The sequence below is a fragment of the Picosynechococcus sp. PCC 73109 genome (assembly GCF_001521855.1).
GTDB lineage: Bacteria > Cyanobacteriota > Cyanobacteriia > Cyanobacteriales > MRBY01 > MRBY01.
Map to the genome: position 1 here is coordinate 1385137 of NZ_CP013998.1, position 16328 is coordinate 1401464.

13 protein-coding genes are annotated in these 16328 nt (G+C 49.9%); 10 read left to right on the forward strand and 3 right to left on the reverse strand.

Translation table 11 applies throughout. From position 1 onward, the window contains the following. Window positions 1-98 precede the first annotated feature (98 nt). The 6 genes from AWQ23_RS06690 to AWQ23_RS06715 all read left to right on the forward strand — a co-directional run bounded on the left by AWQ23_RS06690 (window position 99) and on the right by AWQ23_RS06715 (window position 7193). The gene (locus tag AWQ23_RS06690; protein WP_012306922.1) at window positions 99-1376 is read left to right on the forward strand and encodes a glutamyl-tRNA reductase; all 1278 of its coding nucleotides are present in this window, start codon (window positions 99-101) and stop codon (window positions 1374-1376) included. 131 nt (window positions 1377-1507) lie between these two features. Then, window positions 1508-2059: a photosystem II reaction center PsbP gene (psbP, locus tag AWQ23_RS06695; protein ID WP_012306923.1), complete on the forward strand. Its 552-nt coding sequence runs from the start codon at window positions 1508-1510 to the stop codon at window positions 2057-2059. 106 nt (window positions 2060-2165) lie between these two features. After that, window positions 2166-2750, forward strand: coding sequence for a nucleoside triphosphate pyrophosphatase (locus AWQ23_RS06700; RefSeq protein WP_030006517.1), 585 nt, complete (start codon window positions 2166-2168; stop codon window positions 2748-2750). Window positions 2751-2928: 178 nt separating this feature from the next. After that, the gene (locus tag AWQ23_RS06705) at window positions 2929-5661 is read left to right on the forward strand and encodes a hypothetical protein (protein WP_062433691.1); all 2733 of its coding nucleotides are present in this window, start codon (window positions 2929-2931) and stop codon (window positions 5659-5661) included. A gap of 53 nt (window positions 5662-5714) precedes the next feature. Continuing rightward, window positions 5715-6479: a hypothetical protein gene (locus AWQ23_RS06710; RefSeq protein WP_062433693.1), complete on the forward strand. Its 765-nt coding sequence runs from the start codon at window positions 5715-5717 to the stop codon at window positions 6477-6479. A gap of 36 nt (window positions 6480-6515) precedes the next feature. Further along, window positions 6516-7193, forward strand: coding sequence for a hypothetical protein (locus AWQ23_RS06715; RefSeq protein WP_062433695.1), 678 nt, complete (start codon window positions 6516-6518; stop codon window positions 7191-7193). 34 nt (window positions 7194-7227) lie between these two features. Here the strand turns inward: AWQ23_RS06715 and AWQ23_RS06720 are convergent, their stop codons facing one another. The 3 genes from AWQ23_RS06720 to dcd all read right to left on the reverse strand — a co-directional run bounded on the left by AWQ23_RS06720 (window position 7228) and on the right by dcd (window position 10998). Then, entirely contained in the window at window positions 7228-7977 is a 750-nt protein-coding gene (locus AWQ23_RS06720) for a response regulator transcription factor (RefSeq protein ID WP_012306928.1), read from the reverse strand. Between the two features lie 236 nt (window positions 7978-8213). Next, window positions 8214-10268, reverse strand: a complete 2055-nt coding sequence (gene thyX, locus AWQ23_RS16490; RefSeq protein ID WP_062433699.1) for an FAD-dependent thymidylate synthase — start codon at window positions 10266-10268, stop codon at window positions 8214-8216. Window positions 10269-10401: 133 nt separating this feature from the next. Beyond that, window positions 10402-10998, reverse strand: a complete 597-nt coding sequence (gene dcd / locus AWQ23_RS06730) for a dCTP deaminase (protein ID WP_062433702.1) — start codon at window positions 10996-10998, stop codon at window positions 10402-10404. A gap of 255 nt (window positions 10999-11253) precedes the next feature. Between dcd and AWQ23_RS06735 the strand changes: the two genes are divergently transcribed. From AWQ23_RS06735 to AWQ23_RS06750, 4 genes are all read left to right on the forward strand, one after another. Further along, entirely contained in the window at window positions 11254-11373 is a 120-nt protein-coding gene (locus AWQ23_RS06735) for a PetM family cytochrome b6-f complex subunit 7 (RefSeq protein WP_012306931.1), read from the forward strand. A gap of 73 nt (window positions 11374-11446) precedes the next feature. Next, the gene (gene psb28, locus AWQ23_RS06740; protein WP_062433705.1) at window positions 11447-11920 is read left to right on the forward strand and encodes a photosystem II reaction center protein Psb28; all 474 of its coding nucleotides are present in this window, start codon (window positions 11447-11449) and stop codon (window positions 11918-11920) included. Between the two features lie 326 nt (window positions 11921-12246). Then, entirely contained in the window at window positions 12247-13851 is a 1605-nt protein-coding gene (locus AWQ23_RS06745) for an MFS transporter (RefSeq protein WP_062433708.1), read from the forward strand. A 207-nt stretch (window positions 13852-14058) separates the two neighbouring features. Continuing rightward, entirely contained in the window at window positions 14059-16287 is a 2229-nt protein-coding gene (locus AWQ23_RS06750; protein ID WP_062433711.1) for a molybdopterin oxidoreductase family protein, read from the forward strand. Window positions 16288-16328: the final 41 nt, after the last annotated feature.

The window sequence follows — 16328 nt, forward strand, 5'->3', positions numbered from 1 at the left end:
CTACATTGCATAGGAAGTTAAAAAAATCCTTTAATAGAACTCTGCGCTTCCCTTGGATGTTGGAGCCCTAGAGAGATCAAACCTTTAGAGAAAACCCCATGAATATCGTTGTTGTTGGCCTGAGTCATAAAACAGCCCCCGTCGAAATCCGCGAAAAACTCAGTATTCAAGAAGCGAAAATGGACGAGGCGATCGCCCACCTCAAATCCTACCCCCACGTAGAGGAAGTCGCCGTTATCAGTACCTGTAACCGCCTTGAAATCTATGCCGTCGTGCAGGAGACAGAACAGGGCGTGCGGGAAATTTGCCAATTTCTCGCGGAAACCGGACAACTCCAACTCAACCGCCTGCGCCGTTACCTCTTCACCCTGCTGCACCAAGATGCCATCCGTCATTTATTGCGAGTCGCTGCGGGCCTAGAAAGTCTCGTTCTCGGCGAAGGCCAAATCCTCGCCCAGGTCAAAGCCGCCCACAAACTCGGTCAACAGCACAAAGGCCTAGGGCGCTTACTCGACCGGATGTTCAAACGGGCGATCACCGCCGGGAAGCGCGTCCGCAGCGAAACCAACATTGGCACCGGGGCCGTTTCCATTAGCTCCGCCGCTGTGGAATTAGCCCAGATGAAGGTCAAGGATCTTTCCAATCAAAAAATTGCGATTATCGGTGCCGGGAAAATGTCGCGCCTGTTGGTGCAACACCTCGTTTCTAAAGGGGCTGAAGACATCACTATCGTCAACCGTTCCGAACGGGGGGCGCGGGATCTCGCGAAAAAATTCCCCGATGTGGATCTGCAATTAGAACTGTTACCAGAGATGCTCAATGTCGTTGAACAGGCGGACATTGTCTTTACCAGTACCGGGGCGACGGAACCGATTCTCGACCGAGCGAAACTGGAAAATCTCGATCTTCACACCTTAATCTTGATCGATATTTCTGTGCCCCTCAACGTTGCTGCCGATGTGGAAGAAATCGCCGGTGTTCGTTTATATAATGTGGACGCCCTCAAGGAAGTAGTGGCCCAAAACCAAGCATCCCGCCGCAAAATGGCCGAAGAAGCCGAAGCCCTTTTAGAAGAGGAAGTAGAAAACTATATCCAATGGTGGCAGTCCCTCGAAACCGTTCCGACCATTAGTTCCCTACGCAGCAAAGTCGAAAGCATTCGGGAGCAGGAGCTGGAAAAAGCCCTCTCTCGCCTCGGCGCAGAATTTGAAGAGAAGCACCAGGAAGTCATTGAAACCTTGACCCGGGGGATTGTTAATAAAATTCTCCATGATCCGATGGTGCAACTGCGGGCCCAACAGGACATCGAAGCCCGTCGAGTTTGTCTACAATCGCTGCAAATGCTGTTTAACCTCGAAACGGAAGAGGCGATTTAGCAAGAGCCTAAGGCATTATTAAACCCAATAAATTTCGGTTTGAGCCGGTGTTTTCGCTAGGATGATGAACGCGGAGACTCCGGCTCTGTAAGTTTATTTTTTAATTTCTTTTAAATTTCTGAGGTAAATAAATGCGCCAAAATCGATGGAAAAAGGCGATCGCCAGTTTGTTGATCGTGATCAGTTGTACGTTGGCTGCTTGTGGTGGCGTCGGTAGCCTCCAGGGCTATAGCAATGGCACCTATGGCTATCAGTTTCTCTATCCCAATGGTTGGATTCCCGTTGACGTCAGCAAGAGCGATACTGGCGTAGATGTGGTGTTTCGGGATTTGGTGGAATATTCCGAAAATTTGAGCGTCATTATCAGTGATGTTCCCGCCGACAAAGCCTTAAACGATCTCGGCACCCCCACCGATGTTGGCTATCGATTCATGAAAGAAGCAAGCCAAAATAGCGATCGCCAACCTGAATTGATCCGGGCCGAAAGCCGCACCGACAAGGGCCAAACCTATTACACCCTCGAATATCGCGTCACCCTCCCTGAAGGTCAAATGCGCCATGACCTCGCCACCGTTGCCGTCAAGCTGGGCAAACTCTATACCTTTAATCTCTCGACCCGTGAAAGCCGTTGGCCCCAAGTGGAGAAACTCTTTAACGCGATGGTCAATTCCTTTAAGGTCTAATTGATGAGCCATATTGAAGCAATATTTTTGACACCTTGATCCGCCAGTGCATCCACCTGGGTATGCTGTAATTGCCTTTGTTTGCGCCGCCTTACCTCAAAACACCATGGAATTTGTCCTTGCGTCCGCTTCCCCAGCCCGTCGTCGTTTACTCCAAGGCATTGGGATCAACCCCATTGTCCACGTGAGTCATTTTGATGAATCCCAAATTCACCATGATGATCCGGCCCAGTTGGTCGAAGCCCTCGCTGCGGCCAAAGCAAAAACCGTGGCCCAACATCGTCAAGATGCTTTAATCCTCGGCTGCGATTCAGTGCTCCATGTCCGGGGCGAAATCCTGGGGAAACCGGCCTCCCCTACTGAGGCGATCGCCCGGTGGCAAACCATGCGGGGCCATTACGGTTTGCTCTACACAGGCCATGCCCTCGTGGATCAAACCCAAAACCAACTGCTCGTGCGCCACGGAGTCACCAAAGTCTATTTCGCGGCCATTGACGATGACACCATTGCGGCCTATGTGCGCAGCGGTGAACCCCTACAATGTGCGGGGTGTTTTGCCCTTGAAGGAAAAGGGGGGCTTTTTATCGAAAAAATTGAAGGCTGCCATAGTAATGTTATTGGCTTGAGCCTGCCGCTATTGCGGGAAATGTTGACCCACCTCGGCTATACCGTTCAGCACCTGTGGCCCTAGGATCGGCGGCAATGTCAAACAAATAGGGCAATGTTACATTTACTGGCATTTTACCAACGACATTTTAGGGATGGGATATTCTGAGAAGAAATAACATCCGCCCAGCCATCATCCCCAGGCTTTTATCCATACTGCGCCCCCATTTTTGCGCCAACCCAGTGACCAAGGAGATTCCACCATGTCCTTAAGCGATGAATTTAAGCAAGCCCTCCGCAGCGGCGACCTTTCCAAAGCCTTTACGATGGTGGCGAGTAAGGCAGCAACCCTAAATATTACGACTCGCATTGTCCGTCATCCTGACCAGGGTGAGCCCTACCCTCCCGATACGAGTCTCCATACCCAAGTCGACCTCATTAATGGCACCGTCGAAAATGATGTCGGCGAGGCCGTACTTAATAACGCTCAGTATCAAAATCTCCAACATTTTCATCAACAGCAGGTTGCCCTAGGTCACCGTAAAATTCAAGAAAATTTCCAGGGTTTGCAACAGCTATTCCAGTTGCTCGTGACCCTGCAGCAATACGACCGCTTGATGAATGCCGAGGAACCCCTAGATTTGAAGTTCCTTGAAATTCCTAACCAAACGCTCATGGCCGCAACGGTGAAGGTTGTTGAGCCTTTTTCGGAAACGCCGCCGGATAGTGACAAAATTCCCCCTCTGCCCCATAACCCCCTGCCAACGGTAGCCCCAGATGCCCCGACCGAATCAGCTGCGGAACCTCAGCCCAGCTTTGTCGCAGAAAAGAACGAGGCGAAGGATCTAGCGGATGCTGATTCTCTCAACTTTTTAGATAATTTTGCCGAAATTGCCCTGGATGAAACGCCAGAGGCATCCCTGACGACCCCTGAGGCCCCAGAAATTGAAGATTGGGAAACCCCCGTTGATAGCACGGCGGCAGAACGGGCCAACGGCGATCGCCCCGATGCCTATGTTCCCAATTTGGCAGATTTTGAAGTAGATAGCGATCCCTTCGGAGATGAGGCAGTAGACGATTTAGAATTAGAAGATTTACTCGAAGACCCCGCAACTCCCGTAGCCGAAACAGCGACATCGTTAGAAACCACGGATCTAGATGCGGTCGATGATGAGACTTTATTTGCATTTTTGAATCAGGATTGGCACAATCACCCAGGCGTCACAGAGATCACGTCCCTCGATGGGCCGGAGACAGACCGATTGCCTTTACCTCCCCTTCCGGAAAATTGGCTGGAGCAGGAACTGGCCGCAGAAGCAGAGGCTTTACCTGATCTGGCAGAGTCCGAAGCTAATGATGGTGATAGTGAAGCAGACTTAGGGGACTTCAATGAAACCATCGCTGACTTTGGGGAGGATATTTTCATCGAGGATCTGGCCCTCGGCGAACTCCCGGAAGATGAACTTGGCGATCGCTTAAGCCAAGCCTTCCCGGATGTCACCACCGCCGATTTTGACAGTGACCCGGAAGCTTCATCAGAGTTGACGGCAGATGATGCCTTGCCCAGCGAGGAATTCAGCGAAGAAGAATTAGACTTTACGGACTCTGATTTAGAACGTTTAGAGACTTTGGCCGCCGCTGACTTGGACGATCTTTTGGGGAGTAATGAAGAAACGCTCATTGAAACCACCGAAGCAGATGCGGCGATCGCCCCCGAAGAAACCATTGCAGATCACCAAGACCTACCCACGGATCTAGAGGATTTGGACGCCTTTGATTTCAACCTCTTCCCCACAGATTTAGACGAAAATACCCTCGGCCCCTTAAATGCCCCAGACCTTGGCAGTTCAGACTTAGCCCTGGATCTAGAATTAGATGACAACGAAGATCTAGACCTCGATCCCGATGCTTTTGATGCCGATTTTGAGCTTGGGGCTGATCCCTTGGCAACGGCAGATCCCCTAGCCGAGGAAGACTTCGATCTGCCCAGTGATTTTGAGCTTGATCTCGAACCCATTGATCATTCCAACAATATTAGTGATGATTCTGGGTCAGATACCGATTCCCTAGAAGCTCCAGAAGCTCTATCTGAAGAAGATTTTGAGCAATTTGACGATTTTGAGTTTGACCTCGACCAGATGGATCTCTCTGGGGAAATGGCCCTTGATCCCCTCGATGCATCCTTTGATTTAGATCTAGAACAACAAGACTTCACCGAGGATATTCACGTCGCCCCGGCTGATCCTGATGCCCCACCAGAATCCACGACGGATCCCGACGCTTGGCTGTCAGAGGGAGCTGACCCAGAGGAAGAAGACGCCGATATCTTTAACCTAGGGGAACTCGATGAGGCAGCACTGCTCGACTTTGACCTCGATCAAGACCATCTCTCCGAACTTGAAATCGAAGCCCTTGATCATCAGGAAAATTCCCACGACTTTGAGGCCAGTGAGTTCAGCAAAGAGACTGTGATTCAGGCAGATTTTCAACAGCCAGATGACCTTAGTCCGCAAGATGCTGCAGCCCTGGACTTTGACGACTTAGACCTTGATCTTGACCCCCAAACTTTGCCACCGGAGGCAATGGCCCTTTGGGATGATGATCTTGACCTTGCAGCCGATCTCCCTTCCCTAGGAGATGAAAGCAACGGCACCAGCGAGGCCAATCATCACCATGACGCAACAGCCGCCCCGACCAATGATTTCAGCGATGATAGTTGGTTAGAGGAACTTGATCTGTCGGGTGAACTAGATCCTGATTTCGATCTTGCCCTTGATGACGAAAATTCAGCGATAGATATCACCAGCCTCGATAATCTGGATCAAGAAAGTGCCATTGATCTATCCGCCAGCAATGAGGCGATCGCCCCCGATGGGGATCTAGATTTAGAAGAAGCGCTAGCAGATTTAGAAGAGCTGAGTGCCTTTGATAGCAAGGACTTTGATGATTTTGATTTTGGAGACGAGGCGCCTCTTTTTCTAGAAGAAGAGTCCTAGGTTTTACTGCTAACGACGCTCCCAATTGTTTCATCCCACTTTTTTGGTCTCCCATGAATCGTTCTGCTCCCGAAGCCAAATCCCCTCAGCCCCAGCCTGCTGCTATGGACCCATTTATCCAGGCTCTAAACCAGGTTTTTCTGGATGCAACCACCCTAGAGGTCAGTACGATGGTGGTCGATGCCATTGATGGTCAGCGATTCATTCCCCAGGAGGTTTACCAAGATTTGTATTATCTCAGGGAGGATACGCTCAGCCAGCAGCATTACTCCCCCGATTTACAGGCGGCCTACGGCCAGTTGCGATCGCAACTGGCGCGACAATACCACGCCCTCCTCAGGGAACCGACACACCCTTTGTATCATGGCGAAAACTCCGGCCCTCTACCCCCACTCCCCAATCCCACGGGCGATGCCCAAGATCAGCGGCAAATTCAAAATCTGCTTGGCGATCGCCAATTTCTCTGTTGCCTACGCAAACTAGGAGAACTAAAAATTGCCCTTGACCAACGCAAACGACAGCACCAACAAGCGAAACAGCCCCTCCCCGAAGGCATTATTTACGCGAAAACAATCCTGCAACTGGATGGCACCATTGCGAATACCTACACCGAAGCCCTGATGAGCCATCCCCACTGCACGACAATCCTCCAGGCCCACCAGCACAATATCCAAACCAGTGAACAGCACTGGCAGGGACTCCTTAGATTTTTTATCAGTCTCATTCAAGGCACGTTCAAACGACAACCCAAACCGAGTTCACAAACGTCCAAAGCCCGACCAAGTCTCCCCAGAGCGCCCCTTGCCAAGCCCCAATAGTTTTCTCTGTCATTTACGCTTTTTGCCCTTCCTCCCGTGACTGTTTCCGCCCACCCCTACATCCAACTGGATCAAGAACAGCTAACGCCGCCACCGCAGTCCACACTCTGCCACGGGGTTTTATTTGTGTTGGATCATGATGACCTTTTGCAGCTCCTGGCGCTCAAAAACCAAGGGCAAACCCTAACGTTTACCGATGAGTTCAACCTCGCTTGGCGAAAATATGTGCTTTTTCGAGAAGGTGACTGGCCCCAGGCGTCCCTCTCTTTTCTGTTGCGTTACGAAGGGATCAACGTTTTAAAGACCCAAATTGGACTTGATGGCGGTGTGTTGCACCAAGTGGTAGCGGATCTACTGCCGTCGCCTTCCCTCTATCAACAGTTAGCCGAAATTCAAGGGTGGTTTATTGGGCAATTATTGACGCAATTACCCTGGCGACAACGAAAGTATGGCTTCAGTTATCTTGCCTGGCCCTTGGCGATCGCCTTTGTCTTAATCTCTGTGGCCTTGGGTTGGTCAACGCTGATGATGCAACCCTTACTGTGGATCCTCCTTCCCATCGTCTTGGGCCTGCTCGGCTGGGGATTGCAGACCTTATTACGACAATGGCGATATCCCCTAAAACGCTGGTTGCTCTCCCAGGTACTTTATGGCCGCTTTGCCCAGCGCGATCGCCTTAGAAATTGGGGACTCCGCTGGCTCCATTACCTTTGATCGCTGATCAATTAACGCCAAAGCAAACTTGGGCCTAGGAGTTCATTGGCTCCGAGACCTGAGTTGTCTCCCCGTGGTTCACCCGCGACGGCAACTCCAGGCAGTAACCCGCTCCATAAACCGTTTTGATGTACTGGGGACGACGGGGCTCCGGCTCTAACTTCGTGCGCAGGTGGCGAACGTGCACCCGGATGGTCTCGATATCATCGGAAGGATCATAACCCCACACTTCCTTGAGGATTTCGCTGGGAGAAATGGTCTGGCCGTGGCGTTGCAGGAGACAGTGGAGTAATTCAAATTCAAGGTGAGTCAACTTGATGGTCTGATCAAACCAAATCGCCTCGAATCGCTCTGGGATTAACGTTAACGGGCCGTAGTTCAAAATTTCTGTGTGTTTGGCGGCCTGGGGAATGCGATCGCTTCGTCGCAATAAAGCCCGCACCCGCACCAACATTTCTTCGACTTCAAAGGGCTTCGTGAGGTAATCATCGGCCCCGGCATTAAAGCCATCCACCTTATCTTGGGTTTGCCCCAGGGCAGTTAACATCAAAATGGGGATATCTGCTGTGCGTTCTTCCCGCCGGATCCGTTGACAAACGGTAAACCCGTCTACTTTCGGCAACATCAGATCCAGCATGACCAAATCGGGTTGTAGCTGCACCGCCAATGCCTGACCTTTAATACCGTCTTCGGCACGACTGACGTCATAACCCGCCATTTCAAGGTTTATCGCAACCAATTCGGCGATCGCCGGATCATCATCAATAATTAAAATTCGAGGCATCACAACCAAGCTAAAGCAACTGCTTCTATCTTAAAAGGAAAATTCAAAAGGATTAAGGAATTTTCACAAAATTCCCCGGTCATGACAATCAAAATTTATGAATAATCAGCCTTATTCTTTGATTTTCAAAGGTTTCATCCACTCGATCTATTTAGAAAGAACATTACAGATTACCAAGCAATGTTAACTTTTGCGTAAATTTATCGGCACTCAGCCTCAAAAATCTAAAGAAAATCTTAAGGCGACAAGCGTGCTTTTTGGGCGCGATTCTTATGGTACCAAGCTGCAATTTCTGGACACCAAGTTTCAAAGTGAACAAATAATAATTCACAAAGTTGTTGGGCTTCTAGTTGGGCGTCTTTTTTCCAACGCAAATCTAACAAATGCATCAGCGATCGCACATTGCAACTCATAACAAAGTGTTGCCGCGCATCAAAAGGAATCAAACTCCGGGCGTGCTCCTCTGCCAAGCCTTCTTCAATCCGTTGCCGATAGCGATCGCAGGCAGCCAGACACCATTCCTTATCCGCCTGGCGTTGTTCTTCTGAGTAAAAATATTTTTTCCCTTGACGATTGTCATACTTACCCACAGGCCGTAGGTAAAAGACCTCTTCCACGTCCCGCTTGCCTTCCGCAACATCAATAATCCGCTGTCCTGTATAGCGGAAAGAATTGTGCACAACAACACCATTTGCCACAAAATTATGCCAAGGCCCTTGTACTTCCAGATCGTAGGTGGGCTGGATCCCAAGATATTCCACGGCAACCACCTTCACCGGATGCGCTTTTAAACGGCGACCCTTAGATTTAGGTTTTGCCGCCCACATTTCAGGTTTTCGGATGGGGTGAAATCGTCTGGCAAAATCCTCTTCCAGGTGATTTTGATGTAGAGATTGATGGCAAGTCTGACAAAGAGAAACTAAATTCTCAAATTCGTAGGCAAGGGATTTATCCGCAAAAACGGGTACGAGATGATGGGCCTGTAATTGTTTACCTTGTTGGCCACAAGACTGACAAATATAGTCGAATTTTGCATGGACTTGTGGAGCAATTTGTCGTGTCCAGGCCCCAATCTGTTGCCGCTCTGTGGCAGTGCCGCCTCTCCAAAAATGAGAATCTGCACCACGTTTGGTGAAATGTTGCGCATTCCGTCGCCGTGTTTCCATAGCTGTCTCAGACAATGTAAGACGATAACCCGTTAAACCTTTATTCCAAGGTTGTTTGGTTCCAGGGGAGCGTTTATTGAGTTGGAGGCCATGATGGTAGCTCCACTTTTTCACAGATTCGATAGAGCAATTCGCTAAAGCAGCAATTTCATCGACATGTAACCCTCGTTCATGTTGCTGTTGTAGCCAAGCACGACTGCGATAACAGCCATTACCGACAACTGTTTTTAGCCCTCGCCGATGACCCGCAGGAAGTTTTAATTGAAATTTCTTGGCCCAATGGCGAATCACGTCTGGGGAGCAGTCACAAATATTAGCAATTTGCTGAGCTGTTAACCCTTGTTTTACCTGTGCGGCTAACCAAGATTGCTGACTGTAGAGAGCATCGGGACGGACAACGCCGTTGGTCATGACTTCACAGGTTTTTGTCACTGCTAGGACTTGATGTTCTTCATCGGTCATTAAACCCAGGGCTTCTCCCATGCGTTGCCAGCCTTGGGTCGTGTAGAGACGATGATTAACGGTGCAGTCAAGGGTTTTTCCATCGGCTAAGGTCAGGCGATAAACGGGCTGCTCACCGCTACTCATTACATCTTGGAGATGGCCAATTTCAAAATTACCAGTGTCCTCGTTCAGCACCCTTAATGACATTTTACGCAAGCGAGTTTTACAGTCGCGGCGGTAAAAGCCTGGTTGTTCACCTTTGCGACCACGAATTTTGCGTTCCCGTATGGCTTTTTCTCCGTTGTGCCAGAGGTCATGGAGATCGCTAATTTTAATTTTGCGGAGAGATCCAGAGGCTTGGACAAAGGTGATTTCTGTATCTCCGGCGAGGCACTGTACATCAAAGGAGACGCCCACGCGATGAGTCCGGATTTGCTGCATCATCGAGTGGGGAAAATAGCCCACATTAAAAACAATCTGGGGATGTTCCAGGGGGCCATAGTGACCGCGACCACCCGCCAAAAGATGTTTGACAATTAACTCCCCTGCTTTTTGTTCGTCTGGAAAATTACTCTGTTGTTCCCACACAAATTCCTCGCAGTAGTCCTGGTGCATGGCACTCCAGATAGTTTGCTGGGGGTTGGGGGTAGAGCGGAGCACTTCAACGCGAAATTTATCCATGACAATTCAAACTCAGGAGCAAATGGAGATGTAGGGAAAGAAAAGATTTGATTTCACCATAGACAAAAATAAGCGATGTCCATGGGGGTTGTAATAAAAATTGGGGCGATCGCCAAATATATTCAGAATCTATCTAGACCCTGGGTAGGGTGACTTTTCCGGCTTGGTTTTGGTATTTGCCCCCCCGATCGGAATAGGTGGTATTGCAAGGATCACCTTCAAAGAAAAGTAGCTGCACAACCCCTTCATTGGCATAAATACGGCAGTCGGTACTAGAGGCGTTGCTAAATTCAAGGGTGATTGCACCGCACCAGGAAGCCTCCAGGGGGGTTGTGTTCGCAATCAGACCGACACGGGCATAGGTGGACTTACCAAGACAGATCGCGGTGACATTGGGGGGCATCTGAATTTTTTCGAGGGACACGCCCAAACCATAGGAATTAGCCGGAATAATAAAGTAGTCACCGTATTCATCGCGCTTGAGGTCAACCCGTTCAAGGTTTTCCGGGCTGAAGGCTTTGGGGTTTACGACGGTGCCAGGGATGTGGCGGAAAATAAGAAATTCTTCGGGACTGAGGCGGATATCGTAGCCATAGCTAGACAGGCCGTAGCTGAGAGCGGGTACAGTCTGCTGGGGGGACAGTTGGATCTTGCGGATCAATGAGGCTTCAAAGGGGGAAATCATTCCCTGTTGGGCTTGTTCGAGGATCCAAATGTCATTCTTCAGCATAGTTCCTGTAGCTAAAATCGCTCATCATAGCAAAAAACAAAAACTATATAATCCCACAAAAACCCCACAAATTTGGAGTTTGGAGTTTATTTTTTTAATTTAGAGAAATTTGCAGAGCGGCGATCGCCCCTGAAATATCCCAACCGCGCCCATGGAATCCCCCAACCGCCAAAAAACACTCCCTGTTTTAAAATACCCTTTGTAGCCAAATCGCTTTAAAATCAAGCCATTATAACCAGACAAAGGAGTATTTCCATGAGCGCAGAAAGCATGATGTTCAACGGCTTTATCATTGCCATCACCGCAGTCCTCTTTGGTGTAGCTTGGGGATTTTTGATCCTCAAAATCCAAAATAAAGCAGGCAAAGCCGAATAGGTTCAACGCGTGATTGTTAGGATAGGGGTATAGCCTTATATCCCTCCCTCACTGGCGATCGCCCTCCACAATCATGTTTAACTTCTTCAAAAATAAACAAACCGAACCAGCCGCTCCGCCCCCACCGCAAGACCCAACACCACGGATCGAATTTTTCAACGGCATCAGCGAAGAACTCAGCAACGTTAGCCTGCAACGCAACCCCAAAACAGGCGTTAAATCCGTCTCCATGACCTTTGCCCAACTTAATGCCCTCGACCGTTTCCAGAGCTTTACCGCTGGTTCCAATGGCATTGTTCGACTGATCGACGAAGAAGGAGACATCGCCGTTACCCCCTCCAGTTGCCGCATCGTCTTTGGTGGTGAAGAAGGAGATGAACTGCGGGGCGTCATTTGTCGCTTTGAAATTGACAATGCTGACCACTGGGAAAGATTCATGCGTTTCATGCACCGCTACGCCGATGAACATGGCTTTGCCTATGGTGAAAGTGCTGAAACGTCCGATGAACCATCTCCATTAGCATCAGAAACAGGTTCAGAAGCTTAGGATGCAGGATTAAGCCCCTTGTCATCCCAAAAGCGCATCGATCCCCATAAAGAGTATCAGCGGTTACGAATTTAGCGAAGAAAGAATGTGATTCTTTATCACAACTTCTTGCGGTGGCGAGAGATTTTTAGGCCATTCGAACTATCAGCAGGAAAATAAACAATTGTCGGAATCAAATAATATTGGTCTCCTCACAATGGGAAAGAATAATTCCCGCGTTTATTTTCTTGATATTCATAATTAATTGATTAGTTCGAACTCCCATAAGGTCGAAAATTGACAGTCTGACCTGCAGCTTGAGAATACTCTTTTTAGGATGGTAAACAATGCTTGGAGAAATGTGGTCATTTAATGGCAGGTATAAGATCCTGCACATGACCTGGTTTGCTTTTTTCCTGTCGTTCGTGGTGTGGTTTAATTTTCCACCTTTCGCAACCACCATCGCCCAGGACTTTGGCTTAGACAATGCTCAACTAGGCACAATCGGGTTGTGTAATGTTGCTTTGACGGTGCCCGCACGGATCATTATTGGGATGCTGTTAGATAAATACGGCCCCCGGTTAACCTACTCATTATTGTTGATCTACGCTGCGGTTCCTTGTTTGATTTTCGCGACGGCCCAGAGCTTTAATCAACTGGTATTAGGACGCCTCTTGATGGGGATTGTTGGGGCTGGTTTTGTGATCGGGATTCGGATGGTCGCAGAATGGTTTCCCCCCAAAGATGTGGGTACGGCAGAAGGCATTTATGGGGGCTGGGGCAACTTTGGCTCGGCATTTTCGGCCTTTACCATGGTGATTTTTGGGATCATTTTGGCCTTCCTCCCCGGTGCGTTTAATTTCGGCCAGCCGGAAAGTTTTAAGATTCTCTTTTTCCCGGAATTTAATACGGCTATTTTGAATTGGCGGGCGGCGATCGCCGGTACGGGGATTATCGCGGCTTTGTATGGGATGTTGTATTACTTCAGCGTGAGTGATACCCCCCCTGGGAAAACGTACCACCGCCCGAAGAGTGCCCGGGGCATGGAAGTCACCACCAAGAAGGATTTCTGGTTCCTGTTGGCCATGAATTTGCCTTTGACCCTGATTTTGATGGTGCTGGCGTGGCGTTTGCAAAAGGTGAATTTTTTAAATGGCACTGGCTTGGCGATCGCCATCCTGGCGCTAGTGGGCCTTTATCTATTCCAGACCTACAACTGCTGGACTGTGAATAAGGACTTAATGACCGGGAAAAAACGCTATGCCCCGGAAGACCGTTACGAATTTAGCCAAGTGGCCATTTTAGAACTGACCTATATTGTGAATTTCGGTTCTGAGCTTGCGGTGGTGACCATGTTGCCGGCTTTCTTTGAAGGCACCTTTAGTTTGGACAAGGCAACGGCGGGAATTATTGCTTCTAGCTATGCGTTTATGAACTTGATGTCTCGCCCAGGGGGAGGCTTGATCTCCGATAAGATGGGCAGCCGGAAATGGACAATGGTTGTCCTCACGGTGGGCATGGGGATTGGTTATCTGCTGATGAGTTCGGTGGCGGGTACTTGGCCCTTGGCGATCGCCGTTTTGTTAACGATGGCCTGTTCTTTCTTTGTGCAAGCCGCAGAGGGTTCAACCTTTGCGATTGTTCCCCTCGTCAAACGACGCATTACCGGGCAAATTGCTGGAAACGTTGGCGCCTACGGCAATGTGGGAGCAGTGGCCTATTTGACAGTGCTATTGTTGCTCACCGAAGCTTCGGCAGGGGCCAATGGGGGCGAACCCGTGATGGCAGCGGTGAATGCCGGTTTCTTCCAAGTGCTTGGGATTACGGGTTTAATTGTTGCTTTCCTCTGTGCTTTTTTCCTCAAAGAACCCAAAGGTTCCTTTGCTGAGTTCCATGAAGGCGAAACGGAAATGACAGCGACTCCTCCCGTTGAGGAAGAAGCAACCTATTAGGTTTTTGAGATTAGTTTAGGCACAACCTGTAAAACAAAAGTCATGGCAAGTAATGGCGTTTTACAGGTTTTTTCTATTACGCGCTTTGGGGCCATGGTAAGTCTCTCTTGATCATCGCCCCAGGGGATTTTTTTCTTAATGAATGCCATTTAATTTTCTGGCATTTTTTAACTCTATTATTGAAGTCTTAAAGTTAGCGGTTTAGCAATGGATCAACGCAAAACGAAAACCCTTTGTCCCTATTGTGGTGTTGGTTGTGGCCTCGAAGTTTCTGAGGTGATCAAAAATGAACAACCCACCCTCAAAGTCATGGGCGATCGCCAACATCCATCCAGCCTCGGTAAAGTCTGTGTTAAGGGCGCGACCATTGCCGAATCCCTCGATCAAGACCGCTTACTCTACCCCATGTATCGGCGATCGCTACAGGATCAATTCCAGCGCATCAGTTGGGATGACGCCTTTGAGCTAATTGTGGAGCAGATCGAAACGGTACAGGCAACCCTCGGCAGCGAAGGTATTGCCATGTATGGCTCCGGACAACTCCAAACCGAAGACTATTACACCGCCCAAAAACTCCTCAAGGGCTGCCTCGGCACCAACAATTTCGATGCCAACTCCCGTCTTTGTATGTCCTCTGCCGTGGCGGGCTATATCCAGAGCTTTGGGGCCGATGGGCCGCCCCCCTGCTACGAAGACCTAGAATTAACCGATTGCGCCTTTATCATCGGCAGCAATACCGCCGAATGTCACCCCATTGTGTTTAACCGCCTGCGAGAACACCACAAACGCTCTAAGGCAAAGTTAATTGTCGTTGATCCCCGCCGCACTAAAACCGCCGAAGTAGCGGATCTTCATTTAGCGATCAAACCCGGCACCGATATTGATTTACTCAACGGCATTGCGCATCTATTACTGAAATGGGGCAAAATCGATACCCTCTTCATCGATGAATGTACCAAGGGCTTTTCTAAATATGCGATGCTCATCCAGAGCTATACTCCTGAAACGGTGGCCCGACGCTGTGGGATTCGCATTGATCACCTCGAACAAGCCGCAAAATATTGGGCCAATGCGGACAATGTTTTATCTCTTTGGTCGATGGGGATGAACCAATCCGCCGAGGGCACAGCCAAGGTACGCACCCTAATTAATTTGCACCTAATGACCGGGGAAATTGGCAAGCCGGGGGCCGGGCCTTTTTCCCTCACGGGTCAACCCAATGCCATGGGGGGCAGAGAAGCAGGGGGACTGGCCCATTTACTGCCGGGATATCGCCTCGTCAAAAATCCAGAGCACCGCGCCACCTTAGAAAAAGCCTGGCAATTACCCCCAGGAACTATTTCACCACTACCCGGAAAAGATGCCTGGGCAATGATCGAGGGGCTAGACAGGGGAACGGTGGGTTTGCTGTGGGTGGTGGCGACGAATCCAGCAGTGAGTATGCCAGACTTGGAACGCACCAAGGCCGCATTGTTAAAATCCCCTTTCACCATTTGCCAGGATGCCTATTACCCCACGGAAACGTCTAACTACGCCCATCTCCTCTTGCCAGCGTTGCAGTGGGGCGAGAAAACAGGCGCAATGACCAATTCGGAGCGGGTTGTGACCTATTGTCCCCAGTTCCGCGATCGCCCCGGTGAAGCCTGGGCTGATTGGGAGATTTTCGCCGAGGTAGGACGCCGCCTCGGATTCCAGCAACAGTTCCGGGCGGTATCTTCAGCGGAGGTTTACGCCGAATTCGTGCAGCTTACGGGCGATCGCCCCTGTGATATGACGGGGCTAAGTCACCAACGTTTGGCCACCGAAGGCCCGATCCAATGGCCCTGTCCCGCCAATGAGACCAAGAGCGATCCAGAAACAACAGCCGACAACCGGGGTTTATTGCAAAAATTATTCCACCAGGACGAACCCCTCAAGGGCAAACGGCTTTACACCGACCGACGGTTCCATACCCCCGATGGTCGGGCCAGATTTGCGGCGTACCATTCCCGGGGTCTGGCAGAGCCGCCAAACACCGACTATCCTTTTGTGCTGACCATTGGACGACTCTACGGCCATTGGCACACGATGACCCGCACGGGACGAATCAAAAAAATCCAAAAAATGCACCCAAATCCTTTCCTGGAAATTCACCCCCGCGATGCAGACCGCCTCAGCATTACCGACGGGGAAATGGTGGAAGTGCGATCGCCGCGCGGGATGGCCCGATTTCCAGCGCTGATCACGAAAAATATTACCCCTGGCACCGTTTTTGCGCCGATGCACTGGGGCGCTTTGTGGGGAGAAGATACCGAAGCCAATGCCCTGAGCCACGCCGAAGCCTGCCCCGATTCATTGCAGCCGGAATTAAAAGCCTGTGCCGTGAATGTGCAAAAAATCACTGGCCCTGTTCCCCAGGAAAAAGCGACAGCCGAGCCTGTATTGCAGCAGCTTTAGGACGATCTGAAACCTGGGTTATGATATCCCTTTTGAACGTG

Bases quoted from the DNA above. Each gene is read 5' to 3' on its own strand.
- AWQ23_RS06720 (WP_012306928.1), bottom strand. From the start codon at position 7,977: ATGCCTCGAATTTTAATTATTGATGATGATCCGGCGATCGCCGAATTG.
- psb28 (WP_062433705.1), top strand. From the start codon at position 11,447: ATGTTTAACTTCTTCAAAAATAAACAAACCGAACCAGCCGCTCCGCCC.
- AWQ23_RS06700 (WP_030006517.1), top strand. From the start codon at position 2,166: ATGGAATTTGTCCTTGCGTCCGCTTCCCCAGCCCGTCGTCGTTTACTC.
- dcd (WP_062433702.1), bottom strand. From the start codon at position 10,998: ATGCTGAAGAATGACATTTGGATCCTCGAACAAGCCCAACAGGGAATG.
- thyX (WP_062433699.1), bottom strand. From the start codon at position 10,268: ATGGATAAATTTCGCGTTGAAGTGCTCCGCTCTACCCCCAACCCCCAG.
- AWQ23_RS06690 (WP_012306922.1), top strand. From the start codon at position 99: ATGAATATCGTTGTTGTTGGCCTGAGTCATAAAACAGCCCCCGTCGAA.
- AWQ23_RS06735 (WP_012306931.1), top strand. From the start codon at position 11,254: ATGAGCGCAGAAAGCATGATGTTCAACGGCTTTATCATTGCCATCACC.
- AWQ23_RS06710 (WP_062433693.1), top strand. From the start codon at position 5,715: ATGAATCGTTCTGCTCCCGAAGCCAAATCCCCTCAGCCCCAGCCTGCT.
- AWQ23_RS06705 (WP_062433691.1), top strand. From the start codon at position 2,929: ATGTCCTTAAGCGATGAATTTAAGCAAGCCCTCCGCAGCGGCGACCTT.
- AWQ23_RS06750 (WP_062433711.1), top strand. From the start codon at position 14,059: ATGGATCAACGCAAAACGAAAACCCTTTGTCCCTATTGTGGTGTTGGT.
- AWQ23_RS06745 (WP_062433708.1), top strand. From the start codon at position 12,247: ATGCTTGGAGAAATGTGGTCATTTAATGGCAGGTATAAGATCCTGCAC.
- psbP (WP_012306923.1), top strand. From the start codon at position 1,508: ATGCGCCAAAATCGATGGAAAAAGGCGATCGCCAGTTTGTTGATCGTG.